This is a genomic window from Bacillota bacterium (assembly GCA_023511835.1).
GTDB lineage: Bacteria > Bacillota > Sulfobacillia > JAIMAT01 > JAIMAT01 > JAIMAT01.
In genome coordinates this window covers 1-16,303 of the sequence record JAIMAT010000046.1, presented here as the reverse complement: position 1 = coordinate 16,303, position 16,303 = coordinate 1, and the positions used below count along the sequence as shown (strand labels likewise).

The 16,303-nt window shown below is 75.7% G+C and carries 12 protein-coding genes, 2 pseudogenes and 1 riboswitch; of the genes and pseudogenes, 5 read left to right on the top strand and 9 right to left on the bottom strand.

Translation table 11 applies throughout. The features are described from left to right. Positions 1–10 precede the first annotated feature (10 nt). On the bottom strand, positions 11–811 hold the full coding sequence (locus tag K6U79_07785) for an ATP-binding cassette domain-containing protein (protein ID MCL6522253.1): 801 nt from the start codon (positions 809–811) through the stop codon (positions 11–13). Positions 812–905: 94 nt separating this feature from the next. Beyond that, positions 906–1,037, bottom strand: a riboswitch (TPP riboswitch). On the opposite strand from K6U79_07785, the pseudogene K6U79_07780 reads away from it, so the two are divergent. Next, positions 1,037–1,420, top strand: a pseudogene (locus K6U79_07780) (5-formyltetrahydrofolate cyclo-ligase). (Overlaps the previous riboswitch by 1 nt.) Positions 1,421–1,565: 145 nt before the next feature. Here K6U79_07780 and pxpB read toward each other — a convergent pair. From pxpB to K6U79_07745, 7 genes are read right to left on the bottom strand one after another with little or no spacing between them, the layout of a single operon-like run. Then, positions 1,566–3,308, bottom strand: a complete 1,743-nt coding sequence (gene pxpB / locus K6U79_07775) for a 5-oxoprolinase subunit PxpB (GenBank protein ID MCL6522252.1) — start codon at positions 3,306–3,308, stop codon at positions 1,566–1,568. Continuing rightward, the gene (locus tag K6U79_07770) at positions 3,305–4,069 is read right to left on the bottom strand and encodes a LamB/YcsF family protein (protein MCL6522251.1); all 765 of its coding nucleotides are present in this window, start codon (positions 4,067–4,069) and stop codon (positions 3,305–3,307) included. Before K6U79_07770 ends, pxpB begins: the two co-directional genes overlap by 4 nt. Further along, positions 4,066–5,502, bottom strand: a complete 1,437-nt coding sequence (locus K6U79_07765; protein ID MCL6522250.1) for an FAD-binding protein — start codon at positions 5,500–5,502, stop codon at positions 4,066–4,068. The genes K6U79_07770 and K6U79_07765 overlap by 4 nt, the downstream gene beginning before the upstream one ends. 37 nt (positions 5,503–5,539) lie before the next feature. Beyond that, on the bottom strand, positions 5,540–6,757 hold the full coding sequence (locus K6U79_07760) for an MFS transporter (protein ID MCL6522249.1): 1,218 nt from the start codon (positions 6,755–6,757) through the stop codon (positions 5,540–5,542). Between the two features lie 43 nt (positions 6,758–6,800). After that, positions 6,801–7,694, bottom strand: coding sequence for a hypothetical protein (locus tag K6U79_07755; GenBank protein ID MCL6522248.1), 894 nt, complete (start codon positions 7,692–7,694; stop codon positions 6,801–6,803). Positions 7,695–7,699: 5 nt separating this feature from the next. Further along, positions 7,700–8,494 carry an MBL fold metallo-hydrolase gene (locus K6U79_07750; protein MCL6522247.1) on the bottom strand — a complete coding sequence of 265 codons (795 nt, stop codon included), beginning with the start codon at positions 8,492–8,494 and terminating at the stop codon, positions 7,700–7,702. A gap of 36 nt (positions 8,495–8,530) precedes the next feature. Next, the gene (locus tag K6U79_07745; GenBank protein MCL6522246.1) at positions 8,531–9,673 is read right to left on the bottom strand and encodes an NAD(P)/FAD-dependent oxidoreductase; all 1,143 of its coding nucleotides are present in this window, start codon (positions 9,671–9,673) and stop codon (positions 8,531–8,533) included. 145 nt (positions 9,674–9,818) lie between these two features. On the opposite strand from K6U79_07745, the gene K6U79_07740 reads away from it, so the two are divergent. The 4 genes and pseudogenes from K6U79_07740 to K6U79_07725 all read left to right on the top strand — a co-directional run bounded on the left by K6U79_07740 (position 9,819) and on the right by K6U79_07725 (position 13,405). Further along, complete coding sequence (locus K6U79_07740) at positions 9,819–10,805, top strand: YpdA family putative bacillithiol disulfide reductase (protein ID MCL6522245.1); 987 nt, start codon at positions 9,819–9,821, stop codon at positions 10,803–10,805. 17 nt (positions 10,806–10,822) lie between these two features. Then, positions 10,823–11,143, top strand: coding sequence for a small acid-soluble spore protein Tlp (tlp, locus tag K6U79_07735; GenBank protein ID MCL6522244.1), 321 nt, complete (start codon positions 10,823–10,825; stop codon positions 11,141–11,143). Positions 11,144–11,305: 162 nt separating this feature from the next. Then, the gene (locus K6U79_07730) at positions 11,306–12,097 is read left to right on the top strand and encodes an endonuclease/exonuclease/phosphatase family protein (GenBank protein MCL6522243.1); all 792 of its coding nucleotides are present in this window, start codon (positions 11,306–11,308) and stop codon (positions 12,095–12,097) included. 126 nt (positions 12,098–12,223) lie between these two features. Next, a pseudogene (locus K6U79_07725) lies at positions 12,224–13,405 on the top strand (S8 family peptidase). A gap of 667 nt (positions 13,406–14,072) precedes the next feature. On the opposite strand, the gene acs reads toward K6U79_07725, so the two are convergent. Next, positions 14,073–16,052 (bottom strand): acetate--CoA ligase, encoded by a 1,980-nt coding sequence (gene acs, locus K6U79_07720; GenBank protein ID MCL6522242.1) that lies wholly within the window; start codon positions 16,050–16,052, stop codon positions 14,073–14,075. Positions 16,053–16,303: the final 251 nt, after the last annotated feature.

The window sequence follows — 16,303 nt, the reverse complement described above, 5'->3', positions numbered from 1 at the left end:
AAGCCTCCCCTCACGCGCTCTCCACCCCCGGCAGAAGCGCCTCGTGCAGACCCAGCAGCTCCAGCACCCGCCGCTCGGCCCGGGCGCGGTCGTCCACCGGCACCCGCTCCAGCGCGTGCACCGGGGTGGCCGTGACCACCAGCACCTCGTCGGCCAGGAGGACCGCCTCCTGGACGTCGTGGGTGACCAGCAGCACCGTCGCCTCCAGCCGGCGGCGGAGACCGGCCAGCCAGAGCTGCAGCTGCCGGCGGGTGAGCGCGTCCAGCGCCCCGAAGGGCTCGTCCAGGAGGAGCAGCCGGCCACCGGCCATCACCGTGCGCAGGAAGGCCGCCCGCTGCCGCTCGCCGCCCGAGAGCTGGGAGGGGTAGGCCTCGCCCTTCCCCTCTAGCCCGAAGACCGGGAGCAGCTCGCTGGCGCGGCGCCGCGCCTGACCGAGCGCCTCCGCCCCGGCGCCGCGGATCTCCAGCGGCAGGAGCGCGTTCTCCAGGAGCGTCCGCCAGGGCAGGAGCGAGTCCCGCTGCGGCATGTAGCTGGCGCGCAGCGGCTCGCCCGGCCGCGCCCCCGGCGGCGTGCCGCCCACCTCGATGCGGCCCGAGCGCGGGCGCAGGATGCCCGCCGCCAGCTTCAGGATGGTGCTCTTGCCCGAGCCGCTGGGACCGACCAGCGCCGTGAAGGCGCCCTCGGCCACGCTGAAGGAGAGATCCTCGAGGACCGGCACCTCTGCCGCCCGCCCGCGCGCGGCGGCGGGCGGCCGGTAGAAGGCGGTCACCCTCTCGAAGCGGAGCGCGCTGGCGACTTGGCCGGACTCCATCCTCGCTCGCCTCCCGCCAGGGTGCCCGCGAGGACCACGAAAAAAACCGTCCCGGAAGGACGGTCGTCGCGCGCCGCGCCCCGGCCGGGCGCTGGTCCGCGCATGACCACTTTCCCTCCGCTGGCATGACCCAGATCAGGTTCGAGGGGTCGGCCGCCGCCGTCTCAGCCCCCGCCCCCCGCGGCCCGCCCGGGGCCCGGGGAGGGGGACGCCCCCAGTGGTCCTCTGTGGTTGTCTGGCTGGCTCGACTCTAGACCCGCCCGCGGGGGGCGTCAAGCCGGGGGCGGGTCGGGCAACGGGTGCCCCCTCTGGCAGGCGGCGCGGGTGGTAAAGGTCAACCCCGACGCCCCCCGGCAGCCGGTGCGCGCGCGGCGGGTGGCGCTGGCCGACCTTCCTCGCGTCGACCTGATCGTCTGCGGCAGCGTGGCCGTCGACGCCCGCGGCCACCGCGTCGGCAAGGGGGCGGGCTCCTCCGACCGCGAGTTCGCCCTGCTGCGGGAGCTGCAGGGCTCCCCCGCCCCCGTGGCCACCACCGTCCGCGAGCTGCAGGTGGTCGACTCCGTCCCGCGCGAGCCCTTCGACCTGCTGGTCGACCTGGTGGCCACGCCCGAGCGCCTGCTGGTCACCCGGCCCGACGCCCCCCAGCCGGAGGGGGTGGAGCGCTCGCGCCTGGGGCCGCCCGACCTGGAGGAGATGCCGGTTCTGGCCGAGTTCCTCCGCCTCCGGCCTCGCCGCGCCTGGCCGCCGCCCACGGTCAGCCCGCCTCCCGGCCGCGGAGCGCCTCCATCTCCGCCCGCCGGCGGCGGTCCGCCGCCCGCGCCGCCTCCGGCGAGACGGGCAGCATCCGCAGGAGGTCGCCCGGCGCCAGCTGGGCCAGCCGGTCGAGGTCGGCCTCGATCGCCGTGGCGATGCGTGCGTAGCCGCCGATGGTGGGCCGGTCGGCCAGGAGGAGGATGGGCTCGCCGCCCGGCGGCACCTGCACCGCCCCCGCCGCCACCGGCTCCGAGAGCGAACGCCCGGCCAGGGCGCCCTGCGCCTCGGGGAGGAAGTCCAGGCGTCCGCCTTCCAGCCGCATCCCCGTGCGGTTGGAGGCCGGGGAGAGGCGCCAGGCGAGCCCCGCCAGCGCCTCCAGCGCCCCCGGGGCGAAGAGGTCGTCGTCGGGCCCCAGGGTGACGCGGACCGCCAGCGGCCGGCCAGGCTCGGGCAGCGGCGGCAGAAGCCGCGCCACCTCCTCGGGCGCCAGCGGCCGGCGGCTCCCGGCCCCGCCCGTGCGCAGCCGGTCGCCGGCGCCGAGCGGGCGGCCCCCCAGGCCCCCGACTCCGGCCACCAAGTCGGTGGAACGGCTTCCTCCCGGGGCGGGCAGGTCGATGCCGCCCTCCAGCGCCAGGTAGGCGCGCGCGCCGCGCCGCCGCCCACGGAAGCGGAGCAGCTGGCCCGGCCGCACCTGCACGGCCCGGCCCGGCTCCAGGCGAAGCCCGTCCAGCTCGGCGCCCAGGTCGGCGCCCGCCAGCGCGATGGCGAGCGGCCGCAGGAAGCGGAGCACCGGCCCCGCCACCGTCATCTCCAGCCCGGCCGCGCCCGGCTCGTTGCCCACCAGCGCGTTGGCCGCCATCAGCGCAGCCCGGTCCAGGGCGCCGGCCTCGACGAAGCCGTAGCCTCGCCACGCCGGCCGCCCCAGGTCCTGCACGCTGGTGAGGAAGCCGGGCCGGACCACCTCCACCGCCGCCTCCGCACCCGCCTCCCCGCCCGCCGCCGGCGCCGGCCGCGGCGCCCGCGCCTCCGCCTCCAGGCGGCGGAACTCCCCGGCGTCCACCGGGCGGAAGCGGACCCGGTCGCCCAGGCGGATGCGCACCGGCGGCTCCTCCCCGGGCAGGAGGAGCGGCAGCGGGCAGCGGCCGATCAGCCGCCAGCCGCCCGGCGTGGCGGAGGGGTAGACGGCGGTCTGGCGGCCGGCGATGGCCACCGAGCCGGCCGGCACCCGCTCCCTGGGCCTGGGGAGCCGGTCCACCTCCAGCTCCGCGGGCAGCTCGCCCAGGTAGGCGAAGCCCGGGCTGAAGCCCAGCGCCAGCGCATGGTAGGTGCGCGAGCTGTGGAGGCGCACCACTTCCTCCGGCGTCCGGCCGGTCTCGCGCGCCACCGCCTCCAGGTCCGGCCCGGCCTCGCCGCCATAGAGGACCGGCAGCTCCACGAAGCGCGGCGCCTGCCCGCCGTCCCCCGCCGCGCCCGCCTCCGCCAGGAGGCGGTCGAGCCGGCGGAACAGCTCCGCCTCTGATGCCTGCCGCGGGTCCAGCTCCAGGTAGAGGGTGGCGTAGCCGCGCAGCACCGCCTCGACGCCCGCCGGCGGCGGCTCCAGCGCCCGCGCCCAGGCGGCCAGCAGGCGGGCCGTCGCCGGCGAGGGCCCGAGCGGCTGGCCGCGCGCGTCCAGGGGGTCGACGTAGACCGCCCGCTCCCCGGCGCTCCGCAGCCGGAAGAGGGGCGGGCGGCCGCGCGGCCTCACACCGCGACCGGGGCGATCTCCACGCCCTCCGCCTCCAGCCGCCGGCGGACGGCCTCCGCCAGCCGGACGGCCTCGGGGTTGTCCCCGTGGAGGCAGATGGTCTCCGCGCGCAGCTCCACCTCCTCGCCCGTGACGGCGGTGACGCGCCCCTCGCGGACGATGCGGAGCGCCCGCTCGGCCACCTGCTCCGGGTCGCGGAGGACGGCGCCCGGCTGCGAGCGGGGCTGGAGGCGGCCGTCGGCCAGGTAGCCGCGGTCGGCGAAGGCCTCCAGCGCCACTCGCAGCCCCGCCGCCTCGCCCGCGCGGGCCAGCTCGCTGCCCGGCTGCGCGTAGAGGATCAGGCGCGGGTCGACGCGGCGGACCGCGCGGGCGATGGCCTCGGCCAGCGACCGGTCGCGCGCGGCGCGGTTGTACATGGCCCCGTGCGGCTTGACGTGGTGGAGCTCCGCCCCCTCGGCGGCGCAGAAGGCGGCGAGCGCGCCGATCTGGTAGACGACGACCGCCTCTGCCTCCTCGGGGCTCATCTCCATCTCGCGCCGCCCGAAGCCGACCAGGTCGGGATAGCCGGGGTGGGCGCCCACGGCGACGCCCAGCCGCACCGCCGCGCGGACGGTGCGGGCCATGGTCAGCGGGTCGGAGGCGTGGAAGCCGCAGGCCACGTTGGCCGAGCTGACGCGGCCCAGCAGCTCCTCGTCCACGCCCATGCGCCAGGGGCCGAAGCTCTCGCCCATGTCGGCGTTCAGGTCGATGCGCAGCTTCACGCGCTCTCGCCTCCCCTCCCCGCCTCGTCCGCCGCAGCGCCGGCCGGCCCCGGCGGCAGGGGGACCGGCCAGGGAGGCGCCTGGTCGGGGAAGATCTTTCCCGGGTTGAGCAGCCCCAGCGGATCCAGGGCCGCCTTCAGCGCCTTCATGACGCGCACCCCTTCCTCGCCGTGCTCCCAGCCCAGGAAGGGCGCCTTGAGGACGCCGATGCCGTGCTCGCCGCTCAGCGTGCCGCCCAGCTCCAGCGTCACCCGGAAGATCTCGGCCACGGCGCGCCAGACGCGCTCCATCTCTTCCGGGTCGCGGGCGTCGCAGAGGATGTTGGGGTGGAGGTTGCCGTCGCCGGCGTGGCCGAAGACCACCAGGGTGACGCCGTAGCGCTCGCCGATGGCCTTCAGGCGGCGGACCATCTCCGGGATGCGGCTGGGCGGGACGGTGGCGTCCTCGGAGATCTTGGTCGGCTTGATGCGCGCCACCGCCGGCGAGATCGCCTTGCGCGCCCGCCAGAGCTCGGCCGCCTCGGCCTCGTCGCGCGCCAGGCGGAGCCGCCGGGCGCCGTGCCGCCGGCAGAGCGCGGCCACCGCCTCCGCCTCGCCCTCCACCGCCGCGGCGGGGCCGTCCACCTCCACCAGCAGGAGCGCCTCCGCGTCCAGGGGGAGGCCCAGGTGGAGGTACTCCTCCACCACGCGGATGGAGGCGTCGTCCATCAGCTCCAGCGCCGAGGGGCGGAGGCCGGCGGCGATGGTGTCGCTGACCGCCTCGGCCGCCTCCTCCAGGCGGGGGAAGGCGGCGGTCAGCGTCCTCCGCGCCTCGGGCGGCGGGATCAGCTTGAGGAGCGCCTCGGTGATGACGCCCAGCGTCCCCTCGGAGCCGACGAAGAGGCGCGTCAGGTCGTAGCCGCTCACGTTCTTGACGGTCCGGCCGCCGGTGCGCAGGACGGTGCCGTCGGCCAGGACGACCGTCAGGCCCAGGGTGTAGTCGCGGAAGACGCCGTACTTGAAGGCGCGCGGCCCGCCGGCGTTCTCCGCCAGGTTGCCGCCCAGGGTGGAGGCGACGGCGCTGGAGGGGTCCGGCGGGAAGAAGAGGCCCGCCGCCTGGACCGCCTCCTGGAAGCGCTGCGTGTTGACGCCGGCCTCCACCTCGGCGTAGAGGTCGCGGCGGTCGATGCGCCGGATCCGGTTCATCCGGCCCAGATCCAGCACCAGGCCGCCGCGCACGGGCACCGCCCCGCCCGAGAGGCCGGTGCCGGCGCCGCGCGGGACGACGGGCACACGCTCGCGCTGGCAGAGACGGAGGACCGCCGCCACCTCCTCCGTGGAGGCCGGCCGGGCCACCGCTGAGGGAAGGCCGCGCACCACGGTGGCGTCGTAGCCGTAGAGGAGAGGCTCGCCGCCCGCCGCCAGGAGGTTGCCGGCGCCCACCACTTCCTCCAGCCTGCCGAGGAAGTCCGCGGAGAGGGGTGGCGCCGCCTCAGTCGTAGGCCACCAGCTCCTTTCCCGCCGTCTCCGGAAGCAGGGCCAGCATGAGCACCACCAGCGCGTAGGCGACGACGGCGAAGAGAGCGATGGCCGTCCCCAGGCTGAGGTTGGCGCTCAGGAAGCCGACCAGCCCGGGGAAGAGCGCCCCCACGCCGCGCCCGAAGTTGTAGGCGAAGCCCTGGCCCGCGCCGCGCACCCGTGTCGGGTAGAGCTCGGTCAGGTAGGGCCCCAGGCCGCTGAAGATGCCCGAGGCGAAGAAGCCCAGCGGGAAGCCGAGATAGAGCATCAGCCGGTCGCTGATGGGCAGGTAGGCGTAGACGGCCACGGTGGCCGCCGAGAGGACGGCGAAGAGCAGGATCTTCCGCCGCCGGCCGATGCGGTCGGCCAGGTGGGCCGCCACCAGGTAGCCGGTGAAAGAGCCCAGGATGACCACGGCCAGGTAGCCGCCCCTGTTGAGGACCGAGAGGTGGCGGGTCGACTGGAGGTAGGTGGGCAGCCAGGTGGTGATGGCGTAGTAGCCGCCCTGGATGCCGGTGGTCATCAGCGAGGCGATGACGGTGGTGCGCAGGAGCCCGCCCTCGAAGATCTCACGGCTGGAGGTGCGGGCGCCCGCCTCCAGCTTCCGCTGCGTCGCCTCGAAGACCTCGGGCTCGCGCACGTGGCGGCGGATGTAGACCACCAGCAGCGCCGGCAGGATGCCGAGCCAGAACATGGCCCTCCAGGCGAGGCCGGCCGGGAGCAGCGAGAAGAAGACGGTGGAGGCCAGCACCGCCACCCCCCAGCCCACGGCCCAGCCGCTCTGCACGGTGCCCACCGCGCGGCCGCGGTAGCGGGGGTCGGCCAGCTCGCCCATGAGCACGGAGCCCGCCGCCCACTCGCCGCCGAAACCCAGGCCCTGCAGGCCCCGCGTCAGGAGGAGCTCGGGGAAGGAGTGGGTGAAGCCGCTCAGGAAGGTGAAGAAGGCGTACCAGGCGACCGTCACCTGCAGGAGCCGGACGCGGCCCACCCGGTCGGCCAGGATGCCTGCGAGCCAGCCGCCCAGCGCCGAGAGGAGGAGGGTGACCGTCCCCAGGATGCCGGCCTGCCCGCGGCTGATCCCCCAGGCGGCGATCAGCGTGGGGATGACGAAGGAGTAGATCTGCACGTCCATGCCGTCCAGCCCCCAGCCGGCGAAGGTGGCCAGGAGCGCCCGCCGCTCGGGCGGGCTCATCTCGCGAATCCATTCGAACACCGGTCTGCCCCCTCCCGTCTCTTCAGGCGTCCAGAAGCTCGAGCGCGTTGCCGCCGGCCGCCCGTTCCAGCTCCTTCGCCTTCAGCCCCGCCGCCAGGAGCGCCTCGAGCCAGCGCCGCCAGCCGGCCACGGGCGAGCCGTTGGCCCGCTGCCCCAGGTCGGTCTGGAGGAGGACGCTGCCGGCTCCCAGCTCGCGGATGGAGGCCGCCACCGCCGCCGCCTCCTCCTCGCCCCAGGGCGGCAGGGTGGTCAGGAAGCTCTTCTCCAGGTAGTTCCCCTCCCGGGCCAACTCCCGCTGCTCCTCCAGACCGATGCGCGTCACGGCCAGGTCGGGGTGCGTGAAGACGCGCCGCTCCACGCCGCGCTCGCGCGCGGCGCGCAGGAGACGGCGGCTCTCCTCGGGCGAGAGGTGGCCGGTGCAGAGGACCGCTCCGGCGGCGGCGATCTGCTCCAGGATCTCCTCCACCTCGGGGAGCAGGCGGCCCTTCCCGTCCAGCGGCGAAAGAGGCGGCCGCGGCCGCAGCTCGACCAGGCTCGGCTGCTCGCGGTAGCCGGCGCCACCGTAGTGGCGCAGATGCCAGGCGGCGTGGACGGTGGGGAACCAGACCACGCGCGCCCCCAGGGCCAAGGCGGCCTCCACGGCTGCCGGGTTGAAACCGCCGACGAAGTGGTTGAGCGTCACGCTGCCCGCCACCCGCAGACCCGGCACCGCCTCCTCCACCAGCGCCGCCCGCTCGGCCGTCGAACCCTCGTGCGCCTTGAGCACGAAGCCGGCCATGCCCGCCGCCCGCGCCTCGCGGGCCAGCTGGAGGTCGCCCAGGGCGCGCGGGAAGAGGCTGGGGGCGGCATGCACGTGGAAGTCGAAGGTGCCCCGCAGGAGCCCCTCTTCCCGCCCCGGCTCCGTTCCGGCGTCCACCCGCCTCAGCCCTCCCCTCCGCCCCCGTCCTCCAACGCCACCTCGCGCATCCCCCCCGCGGGAAGCCAGAGGCGCATCCGGGGCCACCCCGCCGGCACCCAGCCGCCGCCCCGCCTCTCCAGCGGCGCGTCGTGACCCGGATAGAGTCTCCCCGCCCGCGCGGCCAGCCGCTGGATGGAGGCGCGGGCCAGGCCGGGGTCCCAGACGGGCTGGGGAACCCCGCCCTCCAGATCCCAGCGGTTCTTCAGGGCGTCGCCGCAGAGGACGGCTTCCCCCGCCTCCAGCGCCAGGCTACCCGGCGTGTGCCCGGGCACCTCCAACAGGCGGAGCCCTTCGCCGAGCTCCAGCTCGCCCTCCACCGGGCGGAGCCGCGGGTGACGCGCCAGCTCGCGCGCCTGGCAGCGGAGCGTCGCCGGATCCGCCCCGTCCGAAGCGGCGTACTCCAGCTCGCGCCGGTGGACCAGGATCTCGGCGCGCGGGAAGAGCTCCCAGTTGGCCGCGTGGTCGAAGTGGAGGTGGCTGAGGACGACCGCCTCCACCTCCTCCGGTGCCACGCCGGCCGCCGCCAGGCGCGCGGGCAGCTCCACCCGCTCGTTCATGCCGCCGGTGTCGAAGAGAAGCCGCCTGCCGCCCGGGGTGAGCACCAGCTGGCAGGAGCTCCAGCCCAGGAAGCCCCGCTCGCTCCGGCCCGGAAACCCCTCCAGGAGGGTGCGGATGACGACCAGCCAGGCCACCTCCCTCCGGCGGCCCCCGCGCGGGAGCCGGCCCTCCGCCGCTGGTGCATGCTTCGCCGGCGGCATCCGCCGCCCCTCCGCCGCTCCGCCCGGAGCGGCCGCTCAGAGCAGGTCGGCCAGCAGCTCCGCCACCCGTTCCGCTAAAGCCGGCGCGGCGGTCAGGCCGGGCGACTCGATGCCCACCAGGTTGACCCAGCCGGCCAGGCCCCGCTCCGCCTCGTGGCGGACGACGAAGTCGCGCGGCGGCTCCCCGGGCGCCTGCAGCTTCGGGCGCACGCCCGCCATCTCGGGCTCCAGGTCGTCCGGCTCCAGGTCCGGCAGGTAGCGGCGGGCCGCCTCCCAGAAGGCCAGACGCTTACCTTCGTCGACGCGGTAGTCGGGATGGCGGCGCCACTCCGGTCCCACCCAGGCCAGGTCCGGGCCCAGCCGCAGGCGGCCGTCCAGGTCCGGCGTGGCATGGATGCCCAGCCCGGCCATCTCCGCCTCGGGCAGCGGGTAGACCGGGCGGGCGATCAGCCCGGCCCGCGCCGGGCGGACGCTGAAGTAGTCGCCCTTGGCCGGGTGGAGGCGGTAGCCTGCCGCCTCGGCGTCGATGCCCGCCATCTCCGCCACCCGGTCCGCCTCCAGCCCGGCGGCGTTGACCACCAGGCGGGAGGTATAGCGGAAGAGCTGCCCGTCGGGCTCGCGAACCGTCAGCCGCCAGCCCCCGGGCGTCGGCTCGGCCCCCGCCAGCTCGGTCCGCAGCAGCAGCTCGGCGCCCCGGGCGCGGGCGTCGGCGGCCAGGGCGGCGACCAGCGCCGCCGCGTCCAGGAGGCCGGTGGAGGGGACCCAGAGCGCCGCCCGGGCTCGGACGCGAGGCTCGACGCGGCGCACCTCGCCGGCCTCCAGGAGGCGGATGCCCTCCACGCCCACGGCCTCGCCGTTTTCGGCCAGCCGCTCCAGCGCGGGCAGCTCCTCCTCCCCGGAGGCCACCACCAGCTTGCCCGTCCGGCGGCAGGGGACGCCCAGCCGTCGGCAGAGCTCGTAGGTGCGGCGGTTGCCCTCGACGCAGCTCCAGGCCTTGAGCGATCCCGGCCGGTAGTAGAGCCCCGAGTGGATCACCTGGCTGTTCCGCGAGGAGCACTCTTCGCCCGGCCGCCGATGGCGCTCCAGCAGCCAGACGCTCCGCCCGGGCGCGGCCAGTCGCCGCGCCACGGCTAGGCCGACCACGCCCGCGCCCACCACCGTCACGTCGACTTCCGCCACGCGGCCACCGCCTCCGGCTCCATGGTAGCCGGGCCGGGAGCGGGCGACCCGGCCGCCGGCGTGCTAGCATCGGAGCCGGGCCGGCGCCCGGGGGCGCCGCCCCGCCTTTCGCCCTTCGCCGACGCCCCGAGCGAGGTGATCCGGACTGCTGGACCTGCTGGTGATCGGAGCCGGCCCCTGCGGCCTGGCGGTGGCCGTGGAAGCGCGGCGGGCCGGCCTCTCCCTGCTGGTGGTGGAGAAGGGGACGCTGACCGACGCGCTGGTCCGCTTCCCGCGGCAGATGACCTTCTTCAGCACGGCGGAACTGCTGGAGATCGGCGGCTACCCCTTCGTCTCCGCGCGCCCGCGGCCGACGCGGCAGGAGGCGTTGGAGTACTACCGCCGGGTGGCCGAGCGCGAGTCCCTGCCGCTCCGACTCTGGGAGCGCGCCGAGGCGCCCCGCCGCCTCGCCGGCGGCGGCTTCGCGGTGCCGACCGAGCGCCGCGACGGCGGTCGCGACGAGCTGCGCGCGCGCTGTGTGGTCCTGGCCACCGGCTACTTCGACCACCCCAACCTCCTGGGCGTCCCCGGCGAGGAGCTGGAGAAGGTGAGCCACTACTACGACGAGCCCTACCGGTACGTGGGGCAGGAGGTGCTCGTGGTGGGCGGCCGCAACTCGGCGGTGGAGACGGCCATGGATCTGGAACGCCACGGCGCCCGCGTCACGCTGGTCCACCGCGGCCCGGGCCTTTCCGAGAAGGTGAAGCCCTGGGTGCGGCCGGAGATGGAGAGCCTGCTGGCCAAGGGTCGCGTCCGCGCCTACTGGGGGAGCCGCGTCCGGGCGATCCGCCCGGACGCGGTGGAGTTGGAGACACCCGAGGGGCCGCGCACGCTGGCCAACGACTTCGTCCTGGCCATGACGGGCTACCGGCCCGACCACCGCCTCCTGCGCGAGGCGGGCGTGGGCATCGACCCCGCCAGCGGCGCGCCCGTCCACGACCCCTCCAGCATGGAGACCGACGTGCCCGGCCTCTTCGTCGCCGGCGTGTTCGCTGCGGGCAACGACGCCAACTCCGTTTTCATCGAAAACGGGCGGTTGCACGCCCGTCCCGTCGTCCGCCGGGTGCAGGCCATCCTCGGCCGGGCATCCTAGGCGCGGGAGGTGGTCGCGTGCCCAGGCCCGACGATCGCTCGGACAACGTCGCCAAGTTGCAGGAGCACATCGAGAACACCTTCGAGAACCTCCGCGAGGCCCGGGAACGGCTGCGGGCGGATGCCCGTGATCTGCCCGAGGACCAGGAGGAAGCCATCCGGCTGAAGAACCGGCGACGTCGCGAGGCCATCGAGGGCTTCCGGCAGGAGATCCGCGACGAGGTGGACGACCGGCGCGAGGCCGGCGCGGCCGACGCCGCCGAGGCGGCACGCGCCGCCGACGCGACGGACGCGGCGGCCGGCGAGGCCGACCAGGCCGGCCCGGGCGCGCAGGGTTGAGCCGGCGTCGGGGTCATCCGCTTCCGCGGTGACCGACCGCTGATCCCGTGACGTAGGCTGGCGGAGAGGGGCGGGGCGACCGCCTCCTCTCCGCCGCCTCGTCTCCGGAGCCGGCGGCGGGAGGCCGCGCGCGGGCGGCGCCGGGAGGGAAGCGCGACGGGCTTGCGCGTCCTCACCTGGAACATCCATTCGGCCGTGGGGCGGGACGGCCGCCTTGACCTGGAGCGCGTCGCCCGCCTGCTCCGCGCCGCCCGGCCGGACCTGGCGGCGCTGACCGAGGTCAGCCGCTGCTGGCCGGGTCGCGGGCGGGTCGATCAGGCGCGCCGTCTGGCCGAGCTGGCCGCCTTTCCCCACCGCCTCTTCGCCCCAGCCTTCCGCCGCGGCTGGGTCGCCTTCGGCAACGCGCTCCTCAGTCCCCACCCCCTGCGGCCGGTGGCCGCCGTCACCCTGCCGCCGGCGCGGCGCAGCCTTGCCCTTCTGGGTCTGGAGCATCGGCCGGAGCCGCGCCTCCTCCTTTGCGCCCGCCTGGAGTGGCGGTACGGAGGACGGGGGAGGCTGCTGACCGTTCCCGTGGCCGTCACCCACCTGGGCCTGAGCGCGCGCGAGCGGGCGGCCCAGGTGCGCGCGGTAGCCGCGCGCCTGGAGCGAGCGGGGCCCCTGGCCGTCCTGGCGGGCGACCTGAACGCACCCCTGGAGGCGCCGGAGCTGGCGCCGCTCCGCCGCCGCCTCACCGACACGGGAGCGGGCGACGCCGCCGCGCCCACCTACCCCTCCGACCGGCCCGCGGTCCGCATCGACTACGTCCTGGCCGGCCTCGCCTGGCGCGTGCGCGAGGCGGGCGTCTGGCGCGACCCGGCCGGCGAGGTGAGCCTGGCCTCAGACCACCTGCCCTGGCTGGCGGTTCTGGAGCCGCTCCCGCCGGGAGAGGGGGGCGCCGCCCGCGTGCAGGCGTGAGGCAGCCCCCGCGGCCGCCCCGACGTGCCGGCGAGCGGCCGGCGGAACGGAGGTCCCGCCCGTCGGTCGAAATGTATAGGCTGCGGTGTCCCGCCCGCAGGGCGGGCCAAGCGGGAGGTGACGGCCATGATCGGCGTGGACGAGAATCTGGCGCCGCATCTGCACAAGTGCGATGCGGCGCTCCTCCGGCACCTGCAGGAGTCGCCCGACCCGCAGGCGGAGATCCGGCTGCTGGTCCAGCAGCAGCCGGGCCTGGACGCCGCGGCGGCGGGCGAGCTGCGCCGGCACGTGGAGAGCTACGGGGCGCGGGTCACGGCCGAGCTGCCTCTGGTGGACGCCCTGGCGGTGAGCGTCCCCCGCGCCGCCCTCGGGGCGCTGGCCGCACACCCCTCCGTCCTCCGGCTCCACCTGGACCGGACGGTGCACGCCCTCCTCGACGTGGCGGTGCCCACAGTCCGGGCTCCGGCCGCCTGGGCGTCCGGCTGGACGGGCAAGGGCGTCACCATCGCCATCCTGGACACCGGCGTCTACCCGCACCCCGACCTGACCCTGCCGGAGAACCGCATCGTCGCCTTCCACGACCTGGTCCACGGGCGGAGCGACCCTTACGACGACAACGGCCACGGCACCCACGTGGCCGGTTGCGCGTTGGGCAACGGCCACTCCAGCGGGGGTCGCTACCGCGGCAGCGCGCCCGAGGCCTCGCTGGCCGCCGTCAAGGTGCTGGACGAGCAGGGCAGCGGCGCCATCTCCACCATCATCGCCGGCGTCCAGTGGTCTCTCCAGGAGCAGGATCGGCTGGGCATCCGCGTCCTCTCCCTCTCGCTGGGCGGTCCCGGCTGGCTCCCCTACCAGATCGATCCCCTCTGCCAGGCGCTCGAGAAGGCCTGGCGGGCTGGGCTGGTGGTCTGCGTCGCCGCCGGCAACGACGGCCCGGCGCCCTTCACCATCAGCTCGCCCGGCATCGACCCGCTCCTGATCACGGTGGGCGCCAGCGACGACCGGCGCACGCAGGACCCGAAGGACGACACGGTGGCCCCCTTCTCCAGCCGCGGACCCACGCCCGAGCTGCAGAGGAAGCCCGACCTGGTGGCGCCGGGGGTGGGCATCGTCTCCCTGCGCGCCCCCGGCTCGGCGCTGGATCAGGCCCACCCGGAATTCCGGGTCGAGGAGGGGTACTTCCGCCTCTCGGGCACCTCCATGGCGACGCCCATCTGCGCCGGCGCCGCCGCCCTCCTCGTCCAGAGGCGCCCCGAGGCCACGCCCGACCAGGTGAAGCAGGCACTGCTCCAGGGCGCCGACGACCTCTTCCACCAGCCCGAGGCGGCCGGGGCGGGGAGCCTCGACGTGGCCCGGGCGCTGGAACTGCTGGGGGCCGCGGCGACCGCGCCGCGGGCCGAGACGGCGTCGCTGGTGACCGGTGAGGAGCTGCCCGGCGCACTCCTCCGCCTGGTCGAGGAAGCACGCCGGAGCCTCGACCTCCTCCTCCCGGAGCTGGCCGACCTGGAGCTGGTGGAGGCGCTGGCCGCCGCGCTGCGCCGCGGTGTCCGGCTCCGCCTCCTGCTGGAGGCGGGGCGCCCGGCGAACGCCGAGAGCGCGCGCTTCCTGGGGCGGCGGGGCGCCCTGGCGCGAGGCGTGGCGGGCCTCCCCGACGGCCTACTGGCCGTGGCCGACGAGCGCCGGCTCCTCCTGGGCTGGCCGGCGGGCGCCCCGCGGCGAGGGGCGGCGGCCGGTGACGCCCGGAACGGCCTGGCCCTGCTCCTGGACGAGGCGGAGGCCGCCCGGGAGGCGTCCAGCCTGCTCGGGCAGGCCTGGGAGGCGGCCAACGAGGCCTCGTTCACCGGCCCCGCCGGCGCGGGCCTCCCCGCGGCCGGCTGAGGGCGCAGGAGAACGGCCCGGCAGGCGGCTGCCCGCCGCCCGCCGGGCCGTCCGCCCCGGCGACCCCTCCCCCCGGTGGAAGGGCGGCGCCGGGGACTCAGGCAGGATTCTCCGCCTCTTCGTACTGCGCCTTCAACTGCTCCACCACGGCGGGATCGGCCAGGGTGGTGGTGTCGCCCAGCGCCCGACCCTCGGCGATGTCGCGCAGGAGCCGGCGCATGATCTTACCCGAGCGCGTCTTGGGCAGCTCGGCCGTGAAGAAGATCTCCGCCGGCCGCGCCAGCGCCCCGATCACCTTGACCACGTGCTGCTTGAGCTCGTCCGCCTTGGCCGGACCGCCCTCGACGCCCTCTTTGAGCGTGACGAAGGCCGAGATGGCCTGGCCCCGCACCGGGTCGCTCCGCCCGATGACCGCCGCCTCGGCCACGTCGGGATGGTCGACCAGCGCGCTCTCCACCTCGTAGGTGCCGATGCGGTGGCCGGAGACGTTGACCACGTCGTCCACCCGGCCCAGCAGCCAGAAGTAGCCGTCCTCGTCGTACTTGGCGCCGTCGCCGGTGAAGTAGAGGCCCGGGAAGCGGCTCCAATAGACCTGCTTGTAGCGCTCGGGGTCGCCGTAGAGGCCTCGCAGCATGCCCGGCCAGGGCCGGCGGATGCAGAGGTAGCCGCCCTGGCCCCGTCCCACTTCCTCGCCGCGGTCGTTGACCACGACGGCGTCCACGCCCGGGAAGGGGCGCGTCGCCGATCCCGGCTTGAGCCGCGTGATCCCGGGCAGCGGCGTGATGAGGATGCCGCCGGTCTCCGTCTGCCACCAGGTGTCCACGATGGGGCAGCGCTCGCCGCCGATGTACTTGTAGTACCAGACCCAGGCCTCCGGGTTGATGGGCTCGCCCACCGAGCCCAGGACGCGCAGGCTGGAGAGGCCGTGCTTTCCGGGCCACTCCGGCCCCCAGCGCATGAAGGTGCGGATCGAGGTGGGCGCCGTGTAGAGGATGTTGACGCCGTACTTCTCGATGATCTGCCACCAGCGGTCGCGGGCGGGGAAGTCGGGGGCGCCCTCATAGAGGACCGAGGTGGCGCCGTTGGCCAGCGGCCCGTAGACGATATAGCTGTGGCCGGTCACCCAGCCGACGTCGGCGGCGCACCAGTAGACGTCGTCCTCATGCAGGTCGAAGATGTATTTGTGCGTCGTCGCCACGTGGGTCAGGTAGCCGCCCGTGGTGTGCAGGATTCCCTTCGGCTTCCCGGTGGTCCCGCTGGAGTAGAGGATGTAGAGCGGATCCTCCGAGTCCATCGGCTCCGGCGCGCAGTGCGGCTCCGCCCGGGCCAGGAGCTCGTCCCAGCGGACGTCGCGCCCCTCCACCCAGCCGGCGCCGGTGACGGCGGCCCGCTCGGGGCCCACCCGTTCCACCACCACCACGTGCTCGACGGAGGGTGTCCCGCGCACCGCCTCGTCGGTGTTGGCCTTGAGCGGGACCAGGTTGCCGCGCCGCCAGCCGGCGTCCTGCGTGATGACCACCTTGGCCTGGGAGTCGAGGATGCGGTCGCGCAGCGCCTGGGCGCTGAAGCCGCCGAAGACCACGCTGTGGACCGCGCCGATGCGCGTGCAGGCCAGCATGGCGACGGGCAGCTCGGGCACCATGCCCATGTAGATGGCGACGCGGTCGCCCTTGCGCACGCCCAGCGCCTTCAGGCCGTTGGCGGCGCGCTCCACCTGGCGGAGCAGCTGGTCGTAGGTGATCACCCGGGTGTCGCCGGGCTCGCCCTCCCAGAAGTAGGCCACCTTGTTGCGGCGACCGCCCTCCACGTGGCGGTCGAGGCAGTTGTAGCTGACGTTCAGCTTGCCGCCGACGAACCAGCGGGCGAAGGGCGGATCCCACTCCAGCACCTTCTCCCAGGGCTGGAACCAGGTGAGCTGCTCGCGGGCCATGCGCGCCCAGAAGGCCTCCGGGTCCCGCTCCGCTTCCTCGTAGACGGCGGGGTCGTTCCAGAGCGCGCGCGACTTGAACTCCGCCGAGGGCTCGAAGGTCCGGTTCTCCTGGAGAAGGGCGTCCAGCCCCTCGGGCGAACCGGCCATCTCGGGCTGAGCCATAGCGTGCACCTCCCTTGCACTGCCGCGAGAGGCTGCGCCGCACGTGCCGAGACGCGCAGGGCGCAACCTCCTTTCAGCGCGTTCGCCGTCCCGCCCGCCTCTCCTGCGGGGGAGGGGGCTTGCCGGCTCCCGGGAGGCCGCCCGCCGCCGGGCCGGCCCGGCGGGCGCCGGGGCGGGGCCCGCGGGGGTGCGGGCCTGCTAGCCGGCCGGCGACTCGAAGGGCCGGAGCGAGCGGA